This is a genomic window from Peptoniphilus pacaensis (assembly GCF_900088125.1).
Taxonomy (GTDB): domain Bacteria; phylum Bacillota; class Clostridia; order Tissierellales; family Peptoniphilaceae; genus Aedoeadaptatus; species Aedoeadaptatus pacaensis.
Genome location: NZ_FLQT01000003.1, coordinates 1,246,599 through 1,268,541 on the forward strand (window position 1 = coordinate 1,246,599; position 21,943 = coordinate 1,268,541).

At 50.1% G+C, this 21,943-nt stretch carries 15 protein-coding genes; 14 read left to right on the forward strand and 1 reads right to left on the reverse strand.

Annotated elements, in window-relative coordinates; translation table 11 throughout:
- Nucleotides 1–108: 108 nt before the first annotated feature.
- Nucleotides 109–945 (reverse strand): patatin-like phospholipase family protein, encoded by an 837-nt coding sequence (locus tag BN7444_RS05955; RefSeq protein ID WP_068457105.1) that lies wholly within the window; start codon nucleotides 943–945, stop codon nucleotides 109–111.
- Between the two features lie 426 nt (nucleotides 946–1,371).
- On the opposite strand from BN7444_RS05955, the gene purF reads away from it, so the two are divergent.
- The 14 genes from purF to BN7444_RS06025 all read left to right on the forward strand — a co-directional run bounded on the left by purF (nucleotide 1,372) and on the right by BN7444_RS06025 (nucleotide 21,919).
- Nucleotides 1,372–2,718 carry an amidophosphoribosyltransferase gene (gene purF / locus BN7444_RS05960; RefSeq protein ID WP_068457108.1) on the forward strand — a complete coding sequence of 449 codons (1,347 nt, stop codon included), beginning with the start codon at nucleotides 1,372–1,374 and terminating at the stop codon, nucleotides 2,716–2,718.
- An 8-nt stretch (nucleotides 2,719–2,726) separates the two neighbouring features.
- Complete coding sequence (purM, locus tag BN7444_RS05965) at nucleotides 2,727–3,761, forward strand: phosphoribosylformylglycinamidine cyclo-ligase (protein ID WP_068457110.1); 1,035 nt, start codon at nucleotides 2,727–2,729, stop codon at nucleotides 3,759–3,761.
- The gene (gene purN / locus BN7444_RS05970) at nucleotides 3,758–4,312 is read left to right on the forward strand and encodes a phosphoribosylglycinamide formyltransferase (protein WP_068457114.1); all 555 of its coding nucleotides are present in this window, start codon (nucleotides 3,758–3,760) and stop codon (nucleotides 4,310–4,312) included. The genes purM and purN overlap by 4 nt, the downstream gene beginning before the upstream one ends.
- The gene (gene purH / locus BN7444_RS05975; RefSeq protein ID WP_068457118.1) at nucleotides 4,309–5,835 is read left to right on the forward strand and encodes a bifunctional phosphoribosylaminoimidazolecarboxamide formyltransferase/IMP cyclohydrolase; all 1,527 of its coding nucleotides are present in this window, start codon (nucleotides 4,309–4,311) and stop codon (nucleotides 5,833–5,835) included. The genes purN and purH overlap by 4 nt, the downstream gene beginning before the upstream one ends.
- A 9-nt stretch (nucleotides 5,836–5,844) precedes the next feature.
- Nucleotides 5,845–10,788, forward strand: a complete 4,944-nt coding sequence (locus BN7444_RS05980; RefSeq protein WP_068457120.1) for a phosphoribosylformylglycinamidine synthase — start codon at nucleotides 5,845–5,847, stop codon at nucleotides 10,786–10,788.
- Nucleotides 10,789–10,902: 114 nt separating this feature from the next.
- Nucleotides 10,903–12,453 (forward strand): NAD(P)/FAD-dependent oxidoreductase, encoded by a 1,551-nt coding sequence (locus BN7444_RS05985; RefSeq protein WP_068457123.1) that lies wholly within the window; start codon nucleotides 10,903–10,905, stop codon nucleotides 12,451–12,453.
- Nucleotides 12,440–13,003 carry a hemerythrin domain-containing protein gene (locus BN7444_RS05990; protein WP_068457126.1) on the forward strand — a complete coding sequence of 188 codons (564 nt, stop codon included), beginning with the start codon at nucleotides 12,440–12,442 and terminating at the stop codon, nucleotides 13,001–13,003. The genes BN7444_RS05985 and BN7444_RS05990 overlap by 14 nt, the downstream gene beginning before the upstream one ends.
- 135 nt (nucleotides 13,004–13,138) lie before the next feature.
- Entirely contained in the window at nucleotides 13,139–13,288 is a 150-nt protein-coding gene (rpmG, locus tag BN7444_RS05995; RefSeq protein ID WP_068457129.1) for a 50S ribosomal protein L33, read from the forward strand.
- A gap of 11 nt (nucleotides 13,289–13,299) precedes the next feature.
- Nucleotides 13,300–13,521: a preprotein translocase subunit SecE gene (gene secE / locus BN7444_RS06000; protein ID WP_068457131.1), complete on the forward strand. Its 222-nt coding sequence runs from the start codon at nucleotides 13,300–13,302 to the stop codon at nucleotides 13,519–13,521.
- Between the two features lie 19 nt (nucleotides 13,522–13,540).
- Entirely contained in the window at nucleotides 13,541–14,098 is a 558-nt protein-coding gene (gene nusG / locus BN7444_RS06005) for a transcription termination/antitermination protein NusG (RefSeq protein ID WP_068457134.1), read from the forward strand.
- Between the two features lie 58 nt (nucleotides 14,099–14,156).
- Complete coding sequence (rplK, locus tag BN7444_RS06010) at nucleotides 14,157–14,582, forward strand: 50S ribosomal protein L11 (RefSeq protein ID WP_068457136.1); 426 nt, start codon at nucleotides 14,157–14,159, stop codon at nucleotides 14,580–14,582.
- A gap of 42 nt (nucleotides 14,583–14,624) precedes the next feature.
- A complete protein-coding gene (gene rplA, locus BN7444_RS06015) occupies nucleotides 14,625–15,323 on the forward strand; it encodes a 50S ribosomal protein L1 (protein WP_068457139.1) in 699 nt (232 codons plus the stop codon).
- Nucleotides 15,324–15,462: 139 nt separating this feature from the next.
- Nucleotides 15,463–16,179: a hypothetical protein gene (locus tag BN7444_RS06020; protein WP_068457143.1), complete on the forward strand. Its 717-nt coding sequence runs from the start codon at nucleotides 15,463–15,465 to the stop codon at nucleotides 16,177–16,179.
- A 292-nt stretch (nucleotides 16,180–16,471) separates the two neighbouring features.
- Entirely contained in the window at nucleotides 16,472–21,919 is a 5,448-nt protein-coding gene (locus tag BN7444_RS06025) for an S-layer homology domain-containing protein (RefSeq protein WP_068457145.1), read from the forward strand.
- Nucleotides 21,920–21,943: the final 24 nt, after the last annotated feature.

Sequence of the window (21,943 nt, forward strand, 5' to 3'; positions counted from 1 at the left end):
AACATTTTCACAAGTTTATCCCGAAAGGAAAATCGGCACGATGGATTCGTGCCGATTTTTTCATGAAAAAAGGAGCCCGTCTCGAGCTCCTGTGGATGCTGATTTATTTTACCGCGAAAGCCAGCGGGCGATATGGGCGCCTTTTTCGTAGCCTTCGTCGTAAAGGATGTTCATTTTTTCCCGGTCCAATTTCAATGTCTTCATGTGGAGGGTGGATTCCGGTGCGATGATGAGGCAATTTTTCCCTTCGTTTTTTAGGATGTGGCGTAGCTGGGCGTTATAAAGGTCTGCCCGCCGGAACATGGCGTGGGCGAGTTCCGGGTAATGGTGCCGCAGGCGCAAGGCGAAGTAGAAATCTCGCCGGGGTTTTCTGAAAAAGTCTTTCGGCCGCGTGAGGATGACGACGCTTCGCGTGACGCCGTCGGCCTTTGCTTTCATATAGGGAATGGGATCGGAAAGGCCGCCGTCTACGTAGCTTTTCCCGCGAAAGGCATAGGGCTGATTGACGACGGGCAAGGAGGCGCTGGCCGCCAAGGGCTCGTAGTGATTTCGCGATATGTCTTTTTCCGTAAAGTAGGCGGGCATGCCCGTGGCGGCGTCGGTGGCGACGCAGCTGAAGCGGATGCCCGAGGCGCAAAAGGCGTCGTAATCTAGGGGGTTTTCGCCGTCTTCCTTAGACAGTGTGTGGTAAATGTATTCCAGATTTAAGTAGTCGCCGGTTTCCTTAAAGTGTTCCACGCCCATGTATTCTTTGCGGAAGGCGTAGTCCAGGTAAAAGGTTTTGGAGCGACCCTTTTGATGGGCCGCATAGCCGATGAGATTGCTCGCCCCGGCGGATACGCCGATGCAGTAGTCGAAGCGAATGTTCTGATCTATGCAATAGTCCAATACGCCGGCGCCGAATACGTCGCGCATGCCTCCGCCGACATCGATAATTCCCAGCATGTTTTCATCCTTTCCTTGAGGTCGTGTTCTATCGATTTCATTATTTCACGAATTTCCCGGACTGACAAGACGGATTTTCCCGGCACGTCCCGTATTTTTTCCCGGTCGATTGTTCCTCATAAAAAAATATGGTACAATACTTTTGACAAAAGGGGGGCGTGGGATTGATCCGATTTTATTTCCGTCAATTGCATTTAAAGCACTCGGCTGTTTGTGCGCTTGTATTTTCTTGCGTTAAAAAATGGCCAAGCTGCGCTCTCAGTGTAGGCTTTTAAGAGATACGATACCCGTATCTCTTTTTTTAATTTTCAGGAGGTTTTGTGCGGGGCTTCCCGAGGGGAGCCAATGAAGAGTATCCTTTAACGAGATGAAAGCAGCACCCGAAATTGAGACATCGCTAAGAATAGAAAGGATCTAACGCAAACAATGTGTGGAGTTATTGGAATTTATAGTAAATCGCAAGTGGCAACCAGTCTGTTTTACGGCTTGAATTCGTTGCAACACCGGGGACAGGAAGCCACGGGGATGGCCGTTTTCAACGGGGAAGAAATTTTAAGAAAGCGGTCCATGGGTTTGGTTATCGACGCCTACACGGAAGAAAGCTTACGGGATTTGGAAGGGGATATCGGAATCGGTCACGTGCGCTATTCCACGGCGGAAGGTTCCCACGATTATAATATTCAGCCGATTATGGGTTTCATCGGCGGGGAAACCATCGCCATCGCCAACGACGGCAATCTGGTGAACTACCATATTTTGCGGGAGCGTTTGGAAGAAGAGGGGATGATGTTCCAAACCACCAACGACACGGAAGTGATTTTGTACTTAATTACCCGCTACTACGACGGGGACATCGTGGAAGCCATTAAAAAGACCATGAGCGTCATCGAGGGCGCCTATTCGGTGACGGCCCTGGTCAAGGGCAAGGTGGTGGCCTTTAGGGATCCCCACGGCTTCCGCCCCTTGGTCTTGGGTCGGGACGAAGACGACGTCATCGTGGCCAGCGAAAACGCCCCCATTGAAATTATCGGCGGACGCATGATCCGGGACATCGAAGCCGGGGAAATCCTCGTCGTCGACGAAACGGGCATTCATTCCGATCACTACGAATCGGACGCTACGCCGAAGAACTGCATTTTCGAGTACGTGTACTTTGCGCGTAACGACGCCAATCTGGACGACATTAACGCCTACACTTTCCGCCGTCGCTGCGGGGAAATTTTGTGGGAGGAAGCGCCCTGTGATGTAGACTTGGTGGTCCCGGTGCCCGACAGCGGCATTCCCTCGGCCATCGGATACGCCCAAGCGTCGCAAATTCCCTATGGCGAAGGTCTGGTAAAGAACCGCTACATGGGCCGCACCTTTATTAAGCCCACCCAAAAGGAAAGGGACATGGCGGTGAAACTCAAGCTCAATCCCTTGGGAGATGTGGTCAAGGGCAAGTCCATCGTCCTCTTGGACGACTCCATTGTACGGGGAACCACGAGCCGCAATCTGATCCATCGCCTGCGGGATGCCGGCGCCAAGGAAGTGCATATGCGCATCACCTCGCCGCCGGTAAAATATTCCTGTTACTACGGCATCGACACCCCGTACCGGAAGCATTTAATCGCCGCCAATCAAACGATTAAGGAAATCGAAGAAAATATCGGCGCCGATTCCCTGGCCTTTATCTCCATGGAAGGCTTGGCCCGGGCCGGAAAGAAAGAGATCAACCAATACTGTACCGCTTGTTTTGACGGGGACTACCCGGTAGACCCCACGGTGATATAGGAGGCATTATGACATTATCTTACAAAGACGCCGGCGTCGACATTACCGAAGGCAATCGTGCCGTCGAGCTCATGAAGAAGGCCGTCGCATCCACTTACGACAAGAATGTCTTGGGAGACATCGGTTTGTTCTCCGGCGGCTACGATCTTTCCGCCGCCAAGGACATGGAGCACCCGGTGCTTTTAGGCGCCACGGACGGCGTAGGCACGAAGCTCATGGTGGCACAGATGATGGATATCCACGACACGGTGGGCATCGATCTCGTGGCCATGAGCGTGAACGACTTGATCTGCCAAGGCGCCAAGCCCCTGTTCTTTTTGGACTACGTGGCCACGGGTCACGTGTCCGCGGAAAAGATGCAAAAGATCGTGGAAGGTGTGGCGGAAGGCTGTCGTCAATCGGGTTGCGCTTTAATCGGCGGGGAGACGGCGGAAATGCCGGGCCTTTACGCCGAAGACGAGTACGATCTGGCGGGCTTTGCCGTGGGTCTTTGTGATAAGAATAAAATCATCGACGGCAGCAAGGTGAAGGAAGGGGACGTGGTCATCGGTCTCGCATCCAGCGGCCTCCACTCCAACGGCTACAGCTTGGCGCGGAAGCTGTTCTTCGATCACTTGAAGTTGGGCATTAATGATACCGCCGAAGGCCTTAAAGGCACCGTAGGGGAAGCCCTGCTGCGCCCCACACGCCTCTATGTAAAGCCCGTCTTGGGTTTAATGGACGAGGTGGAAGTGAAGGGCGTGTGCAATATTACCGGCGGCGGCTTTATCGAAAACATTCCCCGCATTTTGTCCGACGACTTAGACTGCACCATCGAAATGGGCAGCTGGGACAAGGGCGACCTCTTTACCTTTATCGAAAACACCGGCGCCATTGCGGAAGAAGAGCTCTATCGCTCCTTTAACATGGGCATCGGCATGGTGATTATCGTAGGCGAGGACGAGGCGGAAAAGGCTCTGGCTTACCTGAACGACAAGACCGACGAGAAAGCCACGGTGATTGGAAAAATCACCAAGGGCGAAGGCAAGACTGTGCTGAAATGAAAATCGCCGTGTTTATTTCCGGCTCCGGGACCAATTTACAGTCTCTGTTAGATGCCGAGAGGGAAGGATTTTTTCAGTCGGAGATTGCGCTGGTGGTGTCCAATCGCCGCGACGCCTATGGCCTCGTGCGGGCGCAAGAGGCGGGAAAGGCCACCTTTGTAGAAGGTGACGGCGACCTCTTAGAGGTGCTGGAGGAGAATCACATCGACTTTATCGTCTTGGCGGGCTATTTAAAAATCCTGGGCAAGGAGCTTTTGAGCCGCTACGACGGTCGCATGATCAATATTCACCCGGCCCTGCTTCCCGCTTACGGCGGCAAGGGCATGTACGGCCTCAACGTCCACGAGGCGGTGTTTGCCCACGGGGAAAAGAGAAGCGGCGCCACGGTGCACTACGTCACCGAAACCGTGGACGGCGGCGCCATCCTGCTCCAATCCTCCGTGGATATACAGAAGCTGGATTCGCCGGAAGCTATTCAACAAACGGTGCTCGTCTTGGAGCATCAATTACTTAAGACAGCCATTCGATTTTGCGAGGAGGGCATACTATGAAATACGCATTGTTGTCCGTAACGGACAAGACGAATATCGTGAGCTTCGCCAAGGGCCTGAGGGAGTTGGGCTTCACCATTCTCTCCACCGGCGGCACATTAAAAGCCATTGAAGAAGGCGGCGTGGAAGTCACCCCCATCGACGCCTACACGGGCTTTCCCGAAATGCTGGACGGCCGGGTAAAGACCCTGCACCCGAAGGTACACGGAGGCATTCTCTATAAGCGGGACGAAAAGAGCCACGCGGACACGGTGAAGGAACACGGCATCGGCAATATCGATTTGGTCTGCGTCAATCTCTACGCCTTTGAAGAAAGCTACAAGCAACATAAATCCGAAGCCGACATGATCGAAAACATTGACATCGGCGGCCCCTCCATGGTGCGCTCGGCGGCGAAGAACCACAAGGACGTGCTCATCGTCACCGATCCCTCGGATTACGACAGTGTCCTCGAGGCATTGGTGGAAGGCAAAGACGATCTCACCTTCCGCCGGAAGCTCGCCATGAAGGCTTTCAGCAAGACCGCCTACTACGATTCCATGATCGCCCGCTACTTTAAGGAAGTCACCGGGGAAGAGGACGATCTCTTGACCATCGGCCTGAAGAAGGAAGCGGACCTGCGCTACGGAGAAAACCCCCATCAAAAGGCGGCGGTCTATGAAGATCCCATGGTGAACAGCTACTTCAGCCACATGAAACAGTTCCAAGGCAAGGAGCTTTCCTACAACAATCTCAACGACTTTAACACGGCGGTCAGCCTCGCCGGGGAATTCGACGAAGACAAGGACGGCATTATCTGCGTCGGCTTAAAGCATGCCACGCCCTGCGGCGTCGCCTTAGGCGAAAGCGACGTGGACGCTTACAAGAAAATGTTTGAAGCGGACAGCCTGTCTATTTTCGGCGGCATCGTGGCATTAAACACCACGGTGGACAAGGCATGCGCCGAAGAAATGGTGAAGATCTTCCTGGAAGTGGTTGCGGCAAAAGATTTTACCGAAGAAGCCTTGGAGGTCTTTAAGCAAAAGAAAAACCTCCGCGTCATTCAAGTGGACTACGCCGCCGGCCCGTTGAAAAAAGAAATGCGCTTTGCCAGCGGCAAGGTCTTGGTACAGGATGCGGATCTCGACGCAGACGAAGACTACAAGGTGGTCACGGACAAGGCGCCGACGGATGCCGAAAAGCGGGATCTCCTCTTCGGCATGAAGGTGGTCAAGTACGTGCGCTCCAACGCCGTGGTTCTCATTAAAGACGGCATGACCTTAGGCGTCGGCGGCGGCGAAACCAGCCGCATCTGGGCTCTGGAAAATATCTTTAATCACAACCCGGGCCGCGATTTCGAGGGCTCGGTCATGGCAAGCGACGCCTTCTTCCCCTTCGACGACTGCGTCAAAGCGGCGGCGGAAAAAGGCGTCAGCGCCATTATTCAACCGGGCGGCTCCATCCGCGACGAGGATTCTGTTAAGGCATGTAACGAAAAAGGACTGTCCATGGTATTTACGGGCGTCCGTCACTTTAAACATTAAGGAGGCATTGTGAAGGTACTAATTGTCGGCGGCGGCGGTCGCGAGCACGCAATCGGCCATGCCATCGCGAAAAACAAAGAGGTAGAGAAGATTTACTTTGCACCGGGCAACGGCGGCACGGAAGATGTAGGCGAAAATATCGCGATTTCAAGCGGCGACATTCAAGGCCTTTTGAAATTTGCCAAGGACATGGCGGTGGATTTCACCGTAGTCGGTCCCGAGGCGCCCTTGGTGGATGGCATTGCCGATGCCTTTGAAGAGGCGGGCCTGGCTATTTTCGGCCCGAGAAAAGAAGCGGCTCAGCTGGAAGGCTCCAAGCTCTTTACGAAGGAATTCTGCGTGCGCCACAATATCCCCACGGCGGGCTATTTCGAATCCACGGATCGGGATGCCGTGCGGCAAGGGGCCGTCAATCTCTTGGCGGAAAAGGGCGTCTGCGTCTTAAAGGCAGACGGCTTGGCCGCAGGTAAGGGCGTGGTCATCGCCTATACGGAAGAAGAAGTGGAAGCCTTTTTAATCGACGTGTACGAAAAGAACCGTTTCCACACGGATCGCGTCGTCGTGGAAGAATTTTTGGAAGGCTTCGAAATGAGCCTCCTCGCCTTCTGCGACGGCAAAACCATCGTGCCCCTCTCCACGGCCAAGGACCACAAGTCCATTTACGAAGGGGGACGGGGACCGAACACCGGCGGCATGGGCAGCTACGCTCCCAATGTGGAAGCCTTGCCCCTGTTGGATGCCATCGACGAAAAATTGGTGCGCCCCTTTATGGCGGGCCTGAAAAAAGACGCCATGGATTTCCGCGGCTTGATCTTTATGGGCATTATGATTACCGATGCCGGCCCGGAAATTCTCGAATACAACTGCCGCTTCGGCGATCCGGAAACCCAATCGGTGTTGGAACGCTTAGACGGCGATCTCTTGGAAATTATGATGGCCACGGCCAAGGGCGAGCTGGATAAAGTGTCCGTGAAGGAAAACGACAAGAAGGTCGTGTCCCTCACCTTGGCCAGCGGCGGCTATCCCGAGTCCTCGGAAAAGGGCGTGGAAATTACCATTCCCAACGATTTAAAAGACGTCACCGTCTTCCACGCCGGCACGAAGATCCAAGACGGCAAGCTCGTCACCGACGGGGGACGGGTGCTTACCGTTACCGCCACGGCGGACACTTTCGAAGAAGCCATAGCCAAAGCCTACGCCGGTGCGGATAAGATTCAATTCGAACATAAACAAATTCGCCGAGACATCGGCCCCATGACCAGCCGCGTCTACGTGGGCAGAAAGCCCGGCTTCGACAACGCGGCCAAGGGCCTTGCGGCGCAGTTAAACGAAGAGCTGGGCATTCACCTGGACGACGTGAAGATCTACGCCCGCTACGATTTGGAAGGCCTGACGAAAGCGGAAGTGGATCGCCTGGCCAAAGAAGTGCTTTCCGAAGCGCCCAGCGATAAAGTCTTCGCAGGCAGTGACGCCTTTAAGCTTCAAGCCCATATGGATCACGGCCTCGTGGTGGAATACCAACCGGGCCAATACGATCAACGGCAGGCCGGGGTCCTGGACACGGCGACGGCCATCTTCGGCCACACCAATTTAGATGCGGCCTGTGCCACGGTGTACGATTTTATCGGCGACATCGACGAAAAAGATTACGCCGCCATCGTGAAGCATTTGGTGAACCCGGTGGATCAAAAAATCGGCGGCCTCTTCGGCGTGCCCACCACCATTAAAAAGGAATTGGAAAAAAATACGGATAACGCCGTCATCGAAGGCTTTATTTCCTGGGACGAAGGGGAATTGAAGCGCCGCTTCGAATCCATGGATCTGGCCATGAGCTTCGAAGACTTCGCCTTTATTCAAGAACACTTTAAAGAAGTGGGCCGGGACATTAACGAAACGGAACTGGCGATTTTAGATACCTACTGGTCCGACCACTGCCGCCACACCACCTTTAACACGGCCCTGGAGATCGAATTCGACGACGATGTGGATGAAACAATCACCGCCGCCTACGACCGCTATCTAAAGACGCGGAAAGAATTAAATCGCAAAAAACCCGTGAGCCTCATGGACCTGGGCACCTTGGTAGCGAAACACCTAAAGGCCGAGGGCGTGAAGACCAATATGGAGGTGTCGGAAGAGATCAACGCCTGCTCCATTTGCGTGGACGTGGTGGCGGAAGATCTCAGGACGGGGAAGGAAGAGACCATTCCCTATCTCCTCATGTTTAAAAACGAAACCCATAACCACCCCACGGAAATCGAGCCCTACGGCGGCGCATCCACCTGCTTGGGCGGCTGCATTCGCGACCCCCTTTCCGGCAGAGCCTTTGTCTATCAGGCCATGCGCCTTACGGGCAGCGGCGATCCCACCATGCCCATTGAAGACACTTGGGAAAGCAAGCTGCCTCAAAAGAAGATCACCACGGAAGCCGCCAACGGCTACGCCTCTTACGGCAATCAAATCGGCATTCCCGCCGGCCTCGTGGAAGAGCTTTACCACGACGGCTACATGGCCAAGCGCATGGAAGTGGGCGCCGTGGTCGGTGCCGCACCGAGGAGCAATGTATGGCGCGGCGAACCCATGCCCGGGGACTTAATCCTCTTGATGGGCGGCCGCACGGGCCGCGACGGCGTCGGCGGCGCCACGGGCAGCAGCAAGAAACACACGGCGGCCTCCTTGGCTACGGCCGGCGCGGAGGTACAAAAGGGCAACGCGCCTCAAGAGCGGAAGCTCCTGCGCCTGTTCCGCCGTCCGGAAATCGCATCTCGCATTAAGCGCTGCAACGACTTCGGTGCCGGCGGCGTCTCCGTGGCCATCGGCGAGCTGGCTCCCGGAATCCGCGTGCAACTGGACAAGGTGCCTTTGAAGTATGCGGGCCTCAAGCCGAAGGAAATCGCCATCTCCGAATCTCAGGAACGGATGGCCGTGGTCATCGAGAAAGAAGATTTGCCCCTCTTCGAGGAAATGAGCCGGGAAGAAAATCTTGAAATGACCGTCGTGGCAGAAGTGACGGAAGAAGCCGCCATGCGCCTCTACTACGAAGACAAGCTCATCGTGGATTTGGACCGCGCCTTTATCGACACCGCTGGCGTGGACCGGAGCCAAAAGGTGAAGGTGGAAAAAGATCCTATCTGCCATTACCTGAATCGCTGCGACGACCTGAAGGCGTCGGATATCGTAAAACGCATGGGCGATTTAAATGTGGTGAGCCAAAAGAATTTAATCGAAAAATTTGACAACAGCGTGGGCCGGGGCACGGTGCTGATGCCCTTGGGCGGCAAGAAGCAACTGACGCCCACCCAAGCCATGGCGGGGCTCATTCCTGTGGAAGGCAAGAAGAGCCAAACGGCCAGCGTCATGAGCTACGGCTGCAATCCCGAATTCCTTTCGGAAAACCAATACTTTGGCGCCTACTACGCCGTGGTGGAATCCGTGGCGAAGTTGGTGGCTACCGGCGCTGAAATCTGCGACATGTACTTCACCTTCCAAGAGTATTTCGAAAAACTCGCAGAAGACGAATTGCGTTGGCAAAAGCCTTTGAAGGCCCTCTTAGGTGCCTTCGACGCCTGCATGGATCTGGAAATTCCTCCCATTGGCGGAAAAGACTCCATGAGCGGCACCTTCCGCGACAAAGACGTACCGCCTACCCTGGTGTCCTTCGCCATCGCCCCCATAGCGGCGAAAGACGTGGTGAGCAATGTCTTTACGGCAGCGGGGAACAAGCTGGGCATTGTGGAAGCGGTGCGCACGGAAGACGGCAGGATCGACATCGGTGCCTTTAAGGCAGGGGCCAAGGTGCTGAAAAAAGAAATGGCATCGGGAAATATTCTTTCCGCCGCAGCCGTGACCCACAAGGGCACCTTGCCGGGCATGATCATCTCCGCCATGGGCAACGACCTCGGCTTCGATGTGGAACTCGACGACCTTTACAACGCCCGCTACGGCGACATCATCGTGGAATACAAAGATGCCTTCGACGGAGTGAAAGCCGTCGGTAGCTTGACTGAAACGGGCTATGTGGTTAACGGCGAAAAATTAGACGAAAAAGCAATTAAAAACGCCTACACCACGGGACTGGACAAAGTCTTCCCGCCGGAAATTCACGATCAAAAGAAAGCCCTGGCCACGGTGCAAATCGCAAGCACCCGCAGGTCAAATGCCGCGGCGAAAGACAGCTGCCGCGTGCTCATCGCTTGCTTCCCGGGAACCAACAGCGAGTACGACACGAAAGACGTGTTCACCAAGGCAGGTGCCGAGGCGGAAGTCTTTATCTTCAAGAATCAAACGGCGAAAGAAACCGTCGAAAGCATTTCGGAGCTAGCCGCAAAGATTAAAGAAGCGGACATCTTCGCCATTCCCGGCGGCTTCAGCTTCAGCGACGAGCCGGACGGCTCGGCGAAATTTATCGCCAACATCCTCCGCACCGAGGTAGTGAAATCCGCCGTGGATTACCTGGTGAAGGAAAAGAAGGGGCTGGTGCTTGGCATCTGCAACGGCTTTCAAGCCTTGATCAAGTCGGGCTATCTGCCCTACGGCGAAGCCCGGGTGCAAGAAGCCGACTCCCCCACTTTGACCTTTAACGACAATTCCCGCCACGTGGCCCGCATGGTCACCACCCAAGTCATGACCAACGATTCGCCCTGGCTTATGTACTTGAATCCCGGTGACGAATACGCCGTGCCCATCAGCCACGGGGAAGGTCGATTGGTTCTTTCCGAGGAACAGGCGAAGGCACTGGTCGAAAACAATCAAGTGGCCTTCACCTACGTGGACAATCCCAACGGCAGCGAGTTCAATATGGAAGGGCTCATCAGCCCCGACGGCCACATCTTAGGAAAGATGGGCCACATCGAACGGGTGGAAGACAATCTCTTTAAAAATATTCCGAATATGAAAGTCATGCCGGTGATTCAGGCGGGCGTGGATTATATTTTAGGAAAGAATAATAAATAAACGCGAAGGCCTTCCTGCGGGAAGGCTTTTTCGTTACATAAGTTACGGATTTTTCCCGGAGAAAACCGTACACTGAACTTGACCTTTTAAAAAAGAAAAAGGATAATTAAGCCTATGAACTACAGAATCAATAATTTACATCGGCCCATCGACTCGAAGCCCGAGGCATACGAGGCCGAAATCGAAAAAATCACCGGCTTAAAGCACGGCGAATACAGCTGGCGCCGCCACCGGGAATCCGTGGACGCAAGGAAGGGGCGCACCATGCGCTTCATCGCCGCCGTGGACATGACGACAAACAAAAAAATACGAAAAAACAAACAGATCCTTCCCGTAAAAGAGGAAGCCTACGATCTGTCGCAGGTCGAAACGGCGGAGCGGCCCGTGGTCGTCGGCGCGGGACCGGCGGGGCTTTTCTGCGCCTGGGTCCTCGCCAAGCGGGGCATGGCGCCTATATTAATCGAGCGGGGCGATGCCCTAGAGGAGCGTGTGAAGAAGGTGGAGGCCTTCTGGGAAACGGGAGAACTGGATCCCGAGAGTAATGTGCAATTCGGCGAAGGGGGCGCCGGCACCTTCTCCGACGGCAAGCTCACCAGCCGATCCAAGGATCCCCGTGGCCGCACGGTGCTGGAGCTGTTTAGCCGCTTGGCCGACGACGAGAGCATCCTCTATAAGAAAAAGCCTCACGTGGGCACCGACGCTCTGAGAAAGGTCTTGGTGCTTTTGAGAAAAGAGCTCGAGGACATGGGGGCGGAGATTCATTTCCGCACGGCATTAAAATCCATCACGAAAGAAAAGGGTGGCTACAGCCTGGCCACGAGCAAGGGCGACTTTCACGCCAAGTACGTGGTGCTTGCCCTCGGCCACTCCGCCCGGGACAGCTTTACCATGCTTCACGAGAAGGGAATTTTTATGGAGCAAAAGCCCTTCGCCGTGGGCTTTCGCATCGAAGAGCCCCAGGCCGCCATCGACGAGAGCCAGTACGGAGACATGCGTCGCTTCCTGCCCGCCGCCGATTACAGCGTCACCGCCAAGGTGGGAGAGAGGGGCGTCTACACCTTTTGCATGTGCCCCGGAGGAAAAGTGGTGGCCGCCGCATCGGAGGAAGGCGGCGTGGTGACCAACGGCATGAGCTACAAGGCCCGCGACGGGGAAAATGCCAATGCCGCCGTCCTCGTCACCATCGACCATGAAACCTACGGCGAAGGCACCTTGGCCGGCGTGGAATTTCAGCGAGAGATCGAGCAAAAGGTATTCGCCATGACCAAGAGCTACAAGGCGCCGGTTGAAAGTGTGAGCAGCTACCTTTACGGCGAGGAAGGTGATGCCGTGGCGCCGACCTACAGGCCCGGCACCTTTTTTGCGGATCTGCACGAAATTTATCCCGAGGCGCTGGACCGGGCGTTAACGGAAGGACTTAAAGACATGGGCCGCCGCTTTCCCGCCCTCATCGAAAAGGCACTCTTGACGGCGCCGGAGACCCGCTCTTCCTCGCCGGTGCGCATCACCAGAGATCTGACCACATTGGAATCCTTAAGCCACGAAAACCTCTATCCCGCCGGCGAAGGGGCGGGCTATGCCGGAGGCATCGTCTCCTCGGCCATGGACGGCATGCGCGTGGCGGAAAAAATCATCGAAAAGGAGAAAGACCATGTACGGAATTGATGTACTCATGAAAGAACACGAACAGATCCTGCGTTTCACCGGCATTATTCGCCGCTACCTGATTAAGGCCTTGGAAGGCGAGGTTTTATTTCAAGATGAAGTGCTTCCCATGATCGAATTTATTCGCCACTACTCCGACGCCCATCACCACGGCAAGGAAGAAGACATTCTCTTTCGCTACATGCTCGCGGATTTAGGCGATGTGGCGGAATATATCGTGCGCCAAGGCATGTTTGTCGAACACGATCAGGCGCGAAACATCGTCAGAAATTTAGACGAAGCGCGCCAAGTGTGGGAAAAAGAACCCACGGATGAGCATCTCCTGGACGTCTTCGGCCTTATGTACAACTACGCCTTTTTGCTGGAAGCTCATGCCGATCGAGAAAATGCCGTGGTCTATCCCTTTGCCGAAAGAAACCTGAGCCCCGAGCGCTTAGAGGCCGTGGATCGGGAGACGGCGATTTTTGAAAAGGAACACGAAGGGCGCAGAGAAAAATATTTAAAGGAATTGGATCGTTGGGAAGGGCTTTTAAAAAATAAAAAGGCCTAAACAATTGACAGGAAGCCGGATTTTTGATAGGATTACTCCGTAAACCAATCCGGCTTACCGGAAAAAGCGGCTTGAGACAAGCCCTTTTTTATTGAGTTTATTTCCATTAATTATTAGAGTCAGAGGAGGTGTGCGATGGCTGATCGCGTATCATTGGAATGCACAGAGTGCAAACAAAGAAACTACGTAACGTACAAGAACAAGAAGAATACGCCGGAACGTATGGAGATCAAAAAGTATTGCAAATTCTGCAAGACCCATACAGTCCATAAGGAGACGAAGTAAGGAGAGATACGATGGCGCAAAAATCCACAACGCCGAAGGTAGAGGAAAAAGAATCCTTATCGAAATATTTTCGCGGTGTCAAAAGGGAATTTAAACGGGTCGTATGGCCGACGAAGAAACAATTATTCCAATATAGCTTAATCGTTATTTTCGTCAGCATCGTCACGGCTTTGTTTATCTACGCCGTTGACTTTGTCTTCAGCCACATTATGGGCCTGATTTTCGGCGTGTAAGCGGTATGGAGGATTTCAATTGACAGATGATTTAAATCGCACCAATGGCGAAAACGGTCAGGAAGAAGCCCATTGGTATGTGATCCATACCTATTCCGGCCACGAAAACAAAGTCAAAGACAATATGGAATCCATGGTGAAAAATCAGGATCTCGGCCATATGATCTTTGATGTCCAGGTGCCCATGGAAGATTACGTCGAAGAAAAAGACGGCGTAAAGAAATTAAAGGAACGCAAAATGTTCCCTTCCTACGTCCTGGTAAAAATGATTATGAACGATAAATCCTGGTACGTCGTCAGAAACACACGAGGCGTCACCGGCTTCGTCGGCCCGGGAAGCAAACCGATTCCCCTTTCCGACGAAGAGGTCAAGCACTTAGGCGTGACGAAAAAAGAAGCCCTGTCGGATACCTATGCCGTAGGCGATCGCGTCAAGGTCCTGACCGGACCCTTCGAAGATTTCGTCGGCATTGTCAAAGAGCTGGATGAGGAAAACCGGAAGGTGAAAGTCACCATTTCCATGTTCGGCCGCGACACCTTGGTGGAATTGGACGTGAACCAATTAACCGAGGCATAAACGTAAGCACATTAAGAGTGGGAGGGAAACCCCGCCAAACCACATTAGGAGGTGTACTATGGCAAAGAAAGTCATAGCAATCGTTAAATTACAAATCCCCGCAGGCAAGGCAACGCCGGCACCGCCGGTCGGTACCGCCCTCGGGCCCCACGGCGTTAACATTATGGAATTTACCAAAGCATTTAACGCCAAGACACAAGACCAAGCCGGCATGATTATTCCGGTAGTCATGACCGTCTATCAAGATCGTTCCTTTACCTTTATTACCAAGACCCCGCCGGCAGCCGTCTTAATTAAAAAAGCGGCAGGCATCGACAAGGCAAGCGGCGAACCCAACAAGAAGAAAGTCGCTAAGATCACCAAGGATCAATGCCGTGAAATTGCCGAAACAAAAATGCCCGACTTAAATGCAGCCGATGTCGAAGCGGCCATGCGCATGATCGCCGGTACGGCACGCAGCATGGGCGTCGAAGTAGAAGGTTAGTGGGAGAAATTCCATTTCGTTTGAACCACAAGGAGGTTAAACATGCCTAAGAGAGGTAAAAAATATCAAGACAGTCTTAAACTCGTCGATCGTTCCCACCTTTACGATGTGAACGAAGCCATTGAATTGGTACAAAAGACCGCCGTCGCTAATTTCGATGAAACCATCGAGCTCGCCGTTCGTCTCGGCGTCGATCCCCGTCACGCCGACCAACAGGTACGCGGCACCGTTGTATTACCCCACGGTACCGGTCGTACGGAACGCATCTTGGTTTTCGCTAAGGGCGATAAGATCAAAGAAGCGGAAGAAGCCGGCGCAGATTACGTCGGTGGCGAAGAGCTCATGAAGAAAATTCAGGACGAAAACTGGTTCGAATTCGACGTCGTCGTCGCGACACCTGACATGATGGGCGTCGTCGGTCGTATCGGTCGCGTATTAGGTCCCAAGGGTCTCATGCCGAACCCGAAGGCCGGCACCGTTACCTTTGATGTCGGACAAGCCGTTGAAGAAATCAAAGCAGGTAAGGTTGAATACCGCGTCGACAAAGCGGCCATCATCAACGTACCCATCGGAAAGAAATCCTTCGGTACGGAAAAGCTCACCGAAAACTTTAAGACCTTAATGTCTGCCATCATTCGTTCGAAACCGGCAGCAGCTAAAGGACGCTATTTGCGCTCCGTTACCTTGGCCTCTACCATGGGCCCAGGCGTTCGCGTAAACGGCTCTAAATTAATGGATTAACAGAATAAAAGATCATGCGCTCGCCTTGCGGGCGCTTTTCTTTTGCAATAAACGCCCTCAAATCTTAGAAAAAGCTTAGAGCCGCCGCCTTTTTTCTGCCATATCCTCTGCTATAATGAGAAAAAAAGGGGGAGATGAAATGAAAAAGGGATTTTGTGCTGTGCTCCTATTGCTTTTACTGGCGGGCTGTGGGGCGCCGGCATCGCGAGCCGTGGATCATGTGATCCTTTGCGGACAGCTCTTGGACGCATCGGATACCATCGAAAAAGACGGCAAGGTCTTTATCGACGAAGCGGTGGTCATGGAAAAGGCCTGCTATCTGCCCTTGAAAGACAAAGACAATGTGTCCTTTAAAACGACGCAAGAGAAGATCATTCAAATTCCCATTCGAAAGGATACCGTCCTCATTCAAGATGACAAGCGCTACGTGAACATGGAAGAAGTTTTCGAGTCGCAGAAAAAAACGGTGAGCTACGACGAGGACAGGAACCTTCTCGTCCTGGGCACCTTCGACCGGCAGGACCTGGCCTACACCGACATTACGGAAAAAGAAAATCTCACCGATCCCGCCATCACCTGGGACTGGCCGGAAGACGGCATCGAAGGGGTGGAAGTGGTAAAGGAAAAGGGACGGATCGATTTTGTCTTTAAAGCCACCGGTGAAATCCTGGGCACCATCGAAGAGAACCCAAAAGACTTTCCGAAAAAAGATCAGCTCCTCTTAGGAGCGAAGGACGGAAACTATTTAGTCGCCACATTGAAAGAAAAAGAACCGAGAAAACAGGGAGAGGTACCGAGCCGCCGCTCCTATGCCATCGACGGCATTATGTCCGTCTTGACCTCGGTAAAGATGTAAAATTAGAATCAAGTATATAACAAAGAGTGAAAGCATCTCCATGGAGGTGCTTTTTTTGTGCCGTTGAAAAGTAAAGATTGAAATTCAAATAACCCCCTGTTTATGGTGAGAAAAACCTTGAAATCATGGGGATAAAAGGATGATGAGAGGAGATATCACTCCCTCTCCGTTAACCAAGGTTAACGTAAAAAATTATACCGAATCCATTGATAAAGTCTACCGACTTAATTAATATAATGATAGCAACAATCAGTTAGCTCTCATTTAACCATACACAGAAGGAGGAATATCAATGAAACGACATATCGCACTCTTGTTGGCTTTTTGTATGCTGCTGACAAGTTTTCCTGTAAGGAGTGTACAGGCAGCAGGAGAAAAGAAGGTACCGCAAGGTATTATACTGGATATATCAAGCGGTAGTTTGAAAATAGGCTTTGGAAGAGAAGATCTAACGACTGAAGAGAATGATTGGCTTCAAGGTATCGAGCACATTCGATTAAATGGAGTAGATTATATGCTTCCGGGTGGTGGTCATGAAAACTATCAAATTAAGATAGACGGTGATGATAGTTGTGCTTATATCGACAATCATTGTTTAATTCTAAATCAGAACAGCGTGGAAATTAGATCGCGTGGGCATGAGCCCTATATTGTTACCTTCCAACGGGCAGATATTCAAAATATGGCAAGCGGCTTAACGATTCAGTCAATTAAAAAGAGTATCGCCGGAGAGGGTGAACATACAAGCCATGCGGTGGGAGCAACACTGGATTATAAACATAAAACTAGAGGTGCAGCTTTAGATTATATCTGCAATCATAATATTGAGAGTGTAAACATCGATGGTATAAAAATACCTTATGCGGGAAGTGATGGTCGTAAAAACTTTATCTGGTTTAATGGGGTTTTAAATACTTACGATAAAATGCCGGACGCAAAAAAAGCAATTGCCAATTTTGAAAAAAATGATAAGCATCAATTCATTATTACAATGAAAGATGGATCGAGCGTCGAAAAAACGGATGAAGGTTATGTTTCGAAATCTCAAGAACCTAAAGTACAAAAAGAATTAGAGAAAGTAAATACGGGTGGCATGTCGGCAATATGGGAAATTGTAAAATTTACCCAACCAATCACCAATAGGAACAATGCCATTTTATTTACAAGCGATACACCACAATCAGAGTGGCACGACAAGTTCTTAGGGAATATTCGATACATTCTTGTAGATGATAATGGAGGTGAGGCTCTACGACCGGGCTTTAGCAATTTCTTTATCGATGCGAAAAAAAAATCCGGAGACATCGGGTTGCAAGGGCAAAATCTGGAATTTGCCATGGATAACTTGAATTTGTTAAATGGAGAAGCGCATAAGGTTGAAATAGGCTTTAAGGATGGGACTACGCTTACCTACACCCAAGCAGGTTATGTAACGCCCCAAGAAATTAAATTCGATGTAAAAAAATACATCGCCGAGCAAGATAAAAAACAAGAGCCGCAACCAGGCAATGAGAACAAGTTAAATAAGCAATACCCCATTCAGGATATCGATTTTAAAAAAGGGTATGGCGATCCTGAACTTTGCATTAAGGTGGCAAGAGAGGCCTTGAGCAAAGTAAAAGCATTCAAATTAAACGGCAAGAGATTCACAAATAAAACCGTTTTAACGGAAAGCTATAAAGGTTTAATCTGTAGTGACTCATCGACGATTGAACATTTATTTGGCCAAACCAAGCTAGAAGTTGTACTTGAATTTGAAGACGGTAGTGAATCAAAAATGGAAAAAGCCATTACTCCCGTCGCCAATCCCAAAGGGTCGGATCCGAGTATTCAACCGGAAGTGCCAAAAATACAAACATTGACGGATGCGGCGACCGGTGTAAAAGTAGAATATCCAAACGGAGCATTAGAAGAAGGGACAGAGCTAAAGGTCAAGTCTCTCGACAAGGCTGCTTTTTTAAATACTTATGGCGGAGCAAAATCCTCTATTGATAAAATAAAAGAATTTTCAGCCTATGAAGTTTCCCTAGAAAAGGGAGGGGAAAAGAAAGCTGTAAAAGGGGAAGTTAAATTATTTTTCCCTATTAAGAATCATGAACGAAAGACTTTGAAATTTTACCACGCTTACCTCGAGAAAGACGATGAGGGCGAGGGAATGATTTCAGGGGCCGATCCATTAACTTTAAACGTTCAAGACAGCTATGCCGTAATTAATACGAATACTTTTGGATGCTATTTCTTAACAAGCGGGAAAGAGGCAGAGATAGAAAAGCCTAAAGATCCACGCAAGGAAGCAGTACGATTCCAGATCCAATCTGTCTCTTTTGTACCGAATCTTTCAGGGGTCGGAGAAGTGCTAAAGATTAAGTTTAAAAACTTTAAGGAAGAGGATAAAGAGGCTTTTGCCGAGGCGATTAAAAATGCGGGTTTTAGTGTCAATGGCGACAGTGGAATTAAAGGAGTAGAAGGCGCATTTAACTATAACAAAGAATTTGAGGTTTGGGATTTTCAAGGGAATGGTTCTCAATTGATTGAAGCATTAAAAAAAGCGGGAACGGATCCTCATGTGAAAGTAACATTCTCTGATGGAAGCACATGGGAAAATCGCGCAGCAAGCGAAAAGCCAAAGAAAACGGATGATTTTGATTTGACAGATGATTTGCCTAATGGGGAATATACACTCAATTTTGAGGTAACTAGAGAAAACACAAACGATAGTTCAAAGATGGTTGAATCTGTTATCGGGAAGCGGGCAAAACTCACCGTCAATGGCAAGGATAAGAAAGTTTCCTTTAGAGCATCTGGAAAGTTAGCGTCAATTTTATTAGATTTAGTGCTTGGAAAAGGTGATCAATTTAAGCCAAGCATTAAAACGACAGAAGGGCTTAATGCAGGTGAAAAGATTTTCACATGCAGCGTAAAGGACTTATCAACTATCTACAAGATGGGTGTACTTGTCACTGCTATGAAGGGTACAGAAGATCAAATCGGACAGTACGGCAAGTATATGAAAGCGGATGTTCACTTTAAGCAACCAATCAAAAAAGGATGGAAAGGATTTGATGATTTAAAGGATCCTAAGAAGGTCAAAGAAAAAAATGACAAGGACCTAACACTGAAGTTAATCGAAGCTAAAGTCGATAAAAATGGTGATGGCATTATTTCAAAAGACGAACTACGCAATGCGACTGGTGAGTTAGATCTTTCGGGTGAAAAATATGCAGCAACACCGGACATCTCGATGTTGAAGGATTTAGGACCAGGTGTTTCAAGTATCATACTGGATTCTAATAACATAACTCAACTTCCCGAGGGAATTTTTGATAATATGACCGGCTTGACAAAAATCAGTTTAGGCGGAAATAAATTATCAGAGCTCTCTGCAGGTGTATTTAAGAATAATAAAAATCTAGCTATTTTATGGTTAGAAGGCAATCAATTGTCATCGCTTCCTGAAGATTTATTAAAAAACAACCCGTTGTTAAGTGAAGTAGCTTTATCACGTAACGGTTTAAAAGAACTTCCTAAGGGATTTTTAACACACGCCACAAAACTTGAAGCATTGTGGCTTGCAGAAAATGATTTGACCAGCTTGGAAGGCGTTCTTCCAAAAGAGGGAGGACGGTTTAAGAGCATAGTTGCCAGTGAGAACCATTTAAGGACCCTTCCAAAAGAACTGGCAAACTACAAGCAATTGTCAACAATTAAAGTGGCACACAATCACTTGACCTCTATTCCTGAAGGGTTGAGTAAATTAAGAACATTAGTTGAGCTTGACTTATCCTTTAATCGTATCGAGAGCTTACCAGAGTCTATGTGGACTCGCATGGCATCTAATGCAAGTTTAAATAGTACTAAGTATCCTAAGTTTTTGATGACTGGCAATTTACTGAGAGAGATACCTTTTGAAAAGATGGCAGCTAAAGCGCAAGGTTCCCGCGTAACATTCAATAAATTTGATGTCAGCTTAAATTATCTTAAACCTTCATTAGATGCTAATGATATGGCGATCATTCAAAAAGCGGGCGTGAAAATGAAGAGCAACGACAATCAATATCAACCTCAAATGACGGCTATGAACCCCCGATTAAGTAAAACGGATAAGGGTTTGAAGCTAGAGCAAGATTTGGATTTCTTACAAATGGCTTATTGGATCAATCAAGATATTAATGATTGGGATTTCTTCAAATCACCACAAGATTATCTGGCGTTTGTAAAAGATGTTATTTATAAAAAACATAGCATTCAAACGCACAATGACCACTTAGCATTTGCTCAAATCTTAGATAAGAATCATGACTGGAAAATCCAGACTGTCGTTGAACGCTTAGATGAAAGCGAGATAGAAAAAGTATTTGATGAGTGGACAAAAAATGAGGGCCACAATCAAAGAGTGTCAGAAATTGATCCGGTAGATGCCAATGATATCGAAATTCCCATTACTTCCATCGCTAATGGAGGAAAGTATCGCGTAACGCGAAATTACTACGAAAAGCACGCTAATGTTGATTTTTCCAAAAAGTTAAGTTATAGCGTGGAAATCGACCTACCAAAACCTGACATCAATAAAGAATCAGAAAAAGCGAAGAACGAATTAAGGGCTGCCATCGCGGCGGCAGAAGCGAAGCTTAAAGACGGCAAAGATTACACCGACGAAACCAAGCAAGCGGTAAAGGATCAATTGAAAGCTGCTAATGGAGCATTAAACGGCAAGGATGCCGAAGCGATGAACAAAGCGAAAGCTGCGTTGGAAAATGCTGTGAAGGCCCTTAAAGAAAAGCCGAAAGCAAGCCAAGAAGACGAAAAACTTAAAGAAGCGAAAGACGCGTTAACCAAAGCAATTCAAGAGGCAAAGAATAAATTAAAAGATGGTAAGACCTACACGGCTGAAACGAAAGCAGCGGTGGAAAAGGCCATTACCCAAGCGGAAAAAGATGTAGCGGGAAGGGACATAGGTGCTATAAACAAGGCGAAAGCCGATCTTGAAAAAGCGGTGGCAGGCTTAAAAGAAGCACAAAAACCGACGCCGCAACCGAAGCCTTCCGACGACAAGAAAGACAAGCCGAACAGCGGCTCATCCGGTTGGATCGGCCACAGACCCGGCGGAAATTCTCAATCCACCCCGGCGAAACCTCAAGAAAGTAAACCGGTTGAAAAACCGAAGACGACGGAAACGAAGCCGAACTTTACGGTTAATGTGCCGAAAGAGGCATTCGTCAAAGGCTATCCCGACGGAAGCTTTAAGCCGAATCAAAAAGTGGTACGCTCGGAACTCGCTACCATGCTGGCACGTTTTGTAAGCGTCAGCGGCGATTTACAAAAAGCCCTCGCAGACATTCGCCCCACGGATTGGTATTTCGACAGCTTTAAAACCTTAATCAATGCAGGCATTATCACCGGCTACGGCGACGGCAATTACCGCCCCAATGGAGGTGTAACCAGGGCCCAAGCGGTTACCATGATCGCCAAATTAAAAGGCCTTCAACCGAAACAAGGCGCATTTAAAGATGTTCCCGCAAACGCATGGTATGCAGGTTATGCCGGTGCTCTTAAAGAAGCGGGCATCGTCGTCGGCTACGAAGACGGATCCTTTGGCGGAGACCGCGTGGTAACGCGTGCTGAAATTATCGCCATGATCAACCGTGCATTTAATATTCCCAAGAAGGAATCCCGCAAGGCGTTCAGCGATTTGCCGGAAAACCACTGGGCTTACGAAGACATTCAAAAAGCCGCCAACTAAATGCGGAAAAATAAGAAAGAGAGG

Coding starts and splice junctions, on each gene's coding strand:
- BN7444_RS05955 (WP_068457105.1), bottom strand. CDS start 945: ATGCTGGGAATTATCGATGTCGGCGGAGGCATGCGCGACGTATTCGGC.
- purF (WP_068457108.1), top strand. CDS start 1,372: ATGTGTGGAGTTATTGGAATTTATAGTAAATCGCAAGTGGCAACCAGT.
- purM (WP_068457110.1), top strand. CDS start 2,727: ATGACATTATCTTACAAAGACGCCGGCGTCGACATTACCGAAGGCAAT.
- purN (WP_068457114.1), top strand. CDS start 3,758: ATGAAAATCGCCGTGTTTATTTCCGGCTCCGGGACCAATTTACAGTCT.
- purH (WP_068457118.1), top strand. CDS start 4,309: ATGAAATACGCATTGTTGTCCGTAACGGACAAGACGAATATCGTGAGC.
- BN7444_RS05985 (WP_068457123.1), top strand. CDS start 10,903: ATGAACTACAGAATCAATAATTTACATCGGCCCATCGACTCGAAGCCC.
- BN7444_RS05990 (WP_068457126.1), top strand. CDS start 12,440: ATGTACGGAATTGATGTACTCATGAAAGAACACGAACAGATCCTGCGT.
- rpmG (WP_068457129.1), top strand. CDS start 13,139: ATGGCTGATCGCGTATCATTGGAATGCACAGAGTGCAAACAAAGAAAC.
- secE (WP_068457131.1), top strand. CDS start 13,300: ATGGCGCAAAAATCCACAACGCCGAAGGTAGAGGAAAAAGAATCCTTA.
- rplK (WP_068457136.1), top strand. CDS start 14,157: ATGGCAAAGAAAGTCATAGCAATCGTTAAATTACAAATCCCCGCAGGC.
- rplA (WP_068457139.1), top strand. CDS start 14,625: ATGCCTAAGAGAGGTAAAAAATATCAAGACAGTCTTAAACTCGTCGAT.
- BN7444_RS06020 (WP_068457143.1), top strand. CDS start 15,463: ATGAAAAAGGGATTTTGTGCTGTGCTCCTATTGCTTTTACTGGCGGGC.
- BN7444_RS06025 (WP_068457145.1), top strand. CDS start 16,472: ATGAAACGACATATCGCACTCTTGTTGGCTTTTTGTATGCTGCTGACA.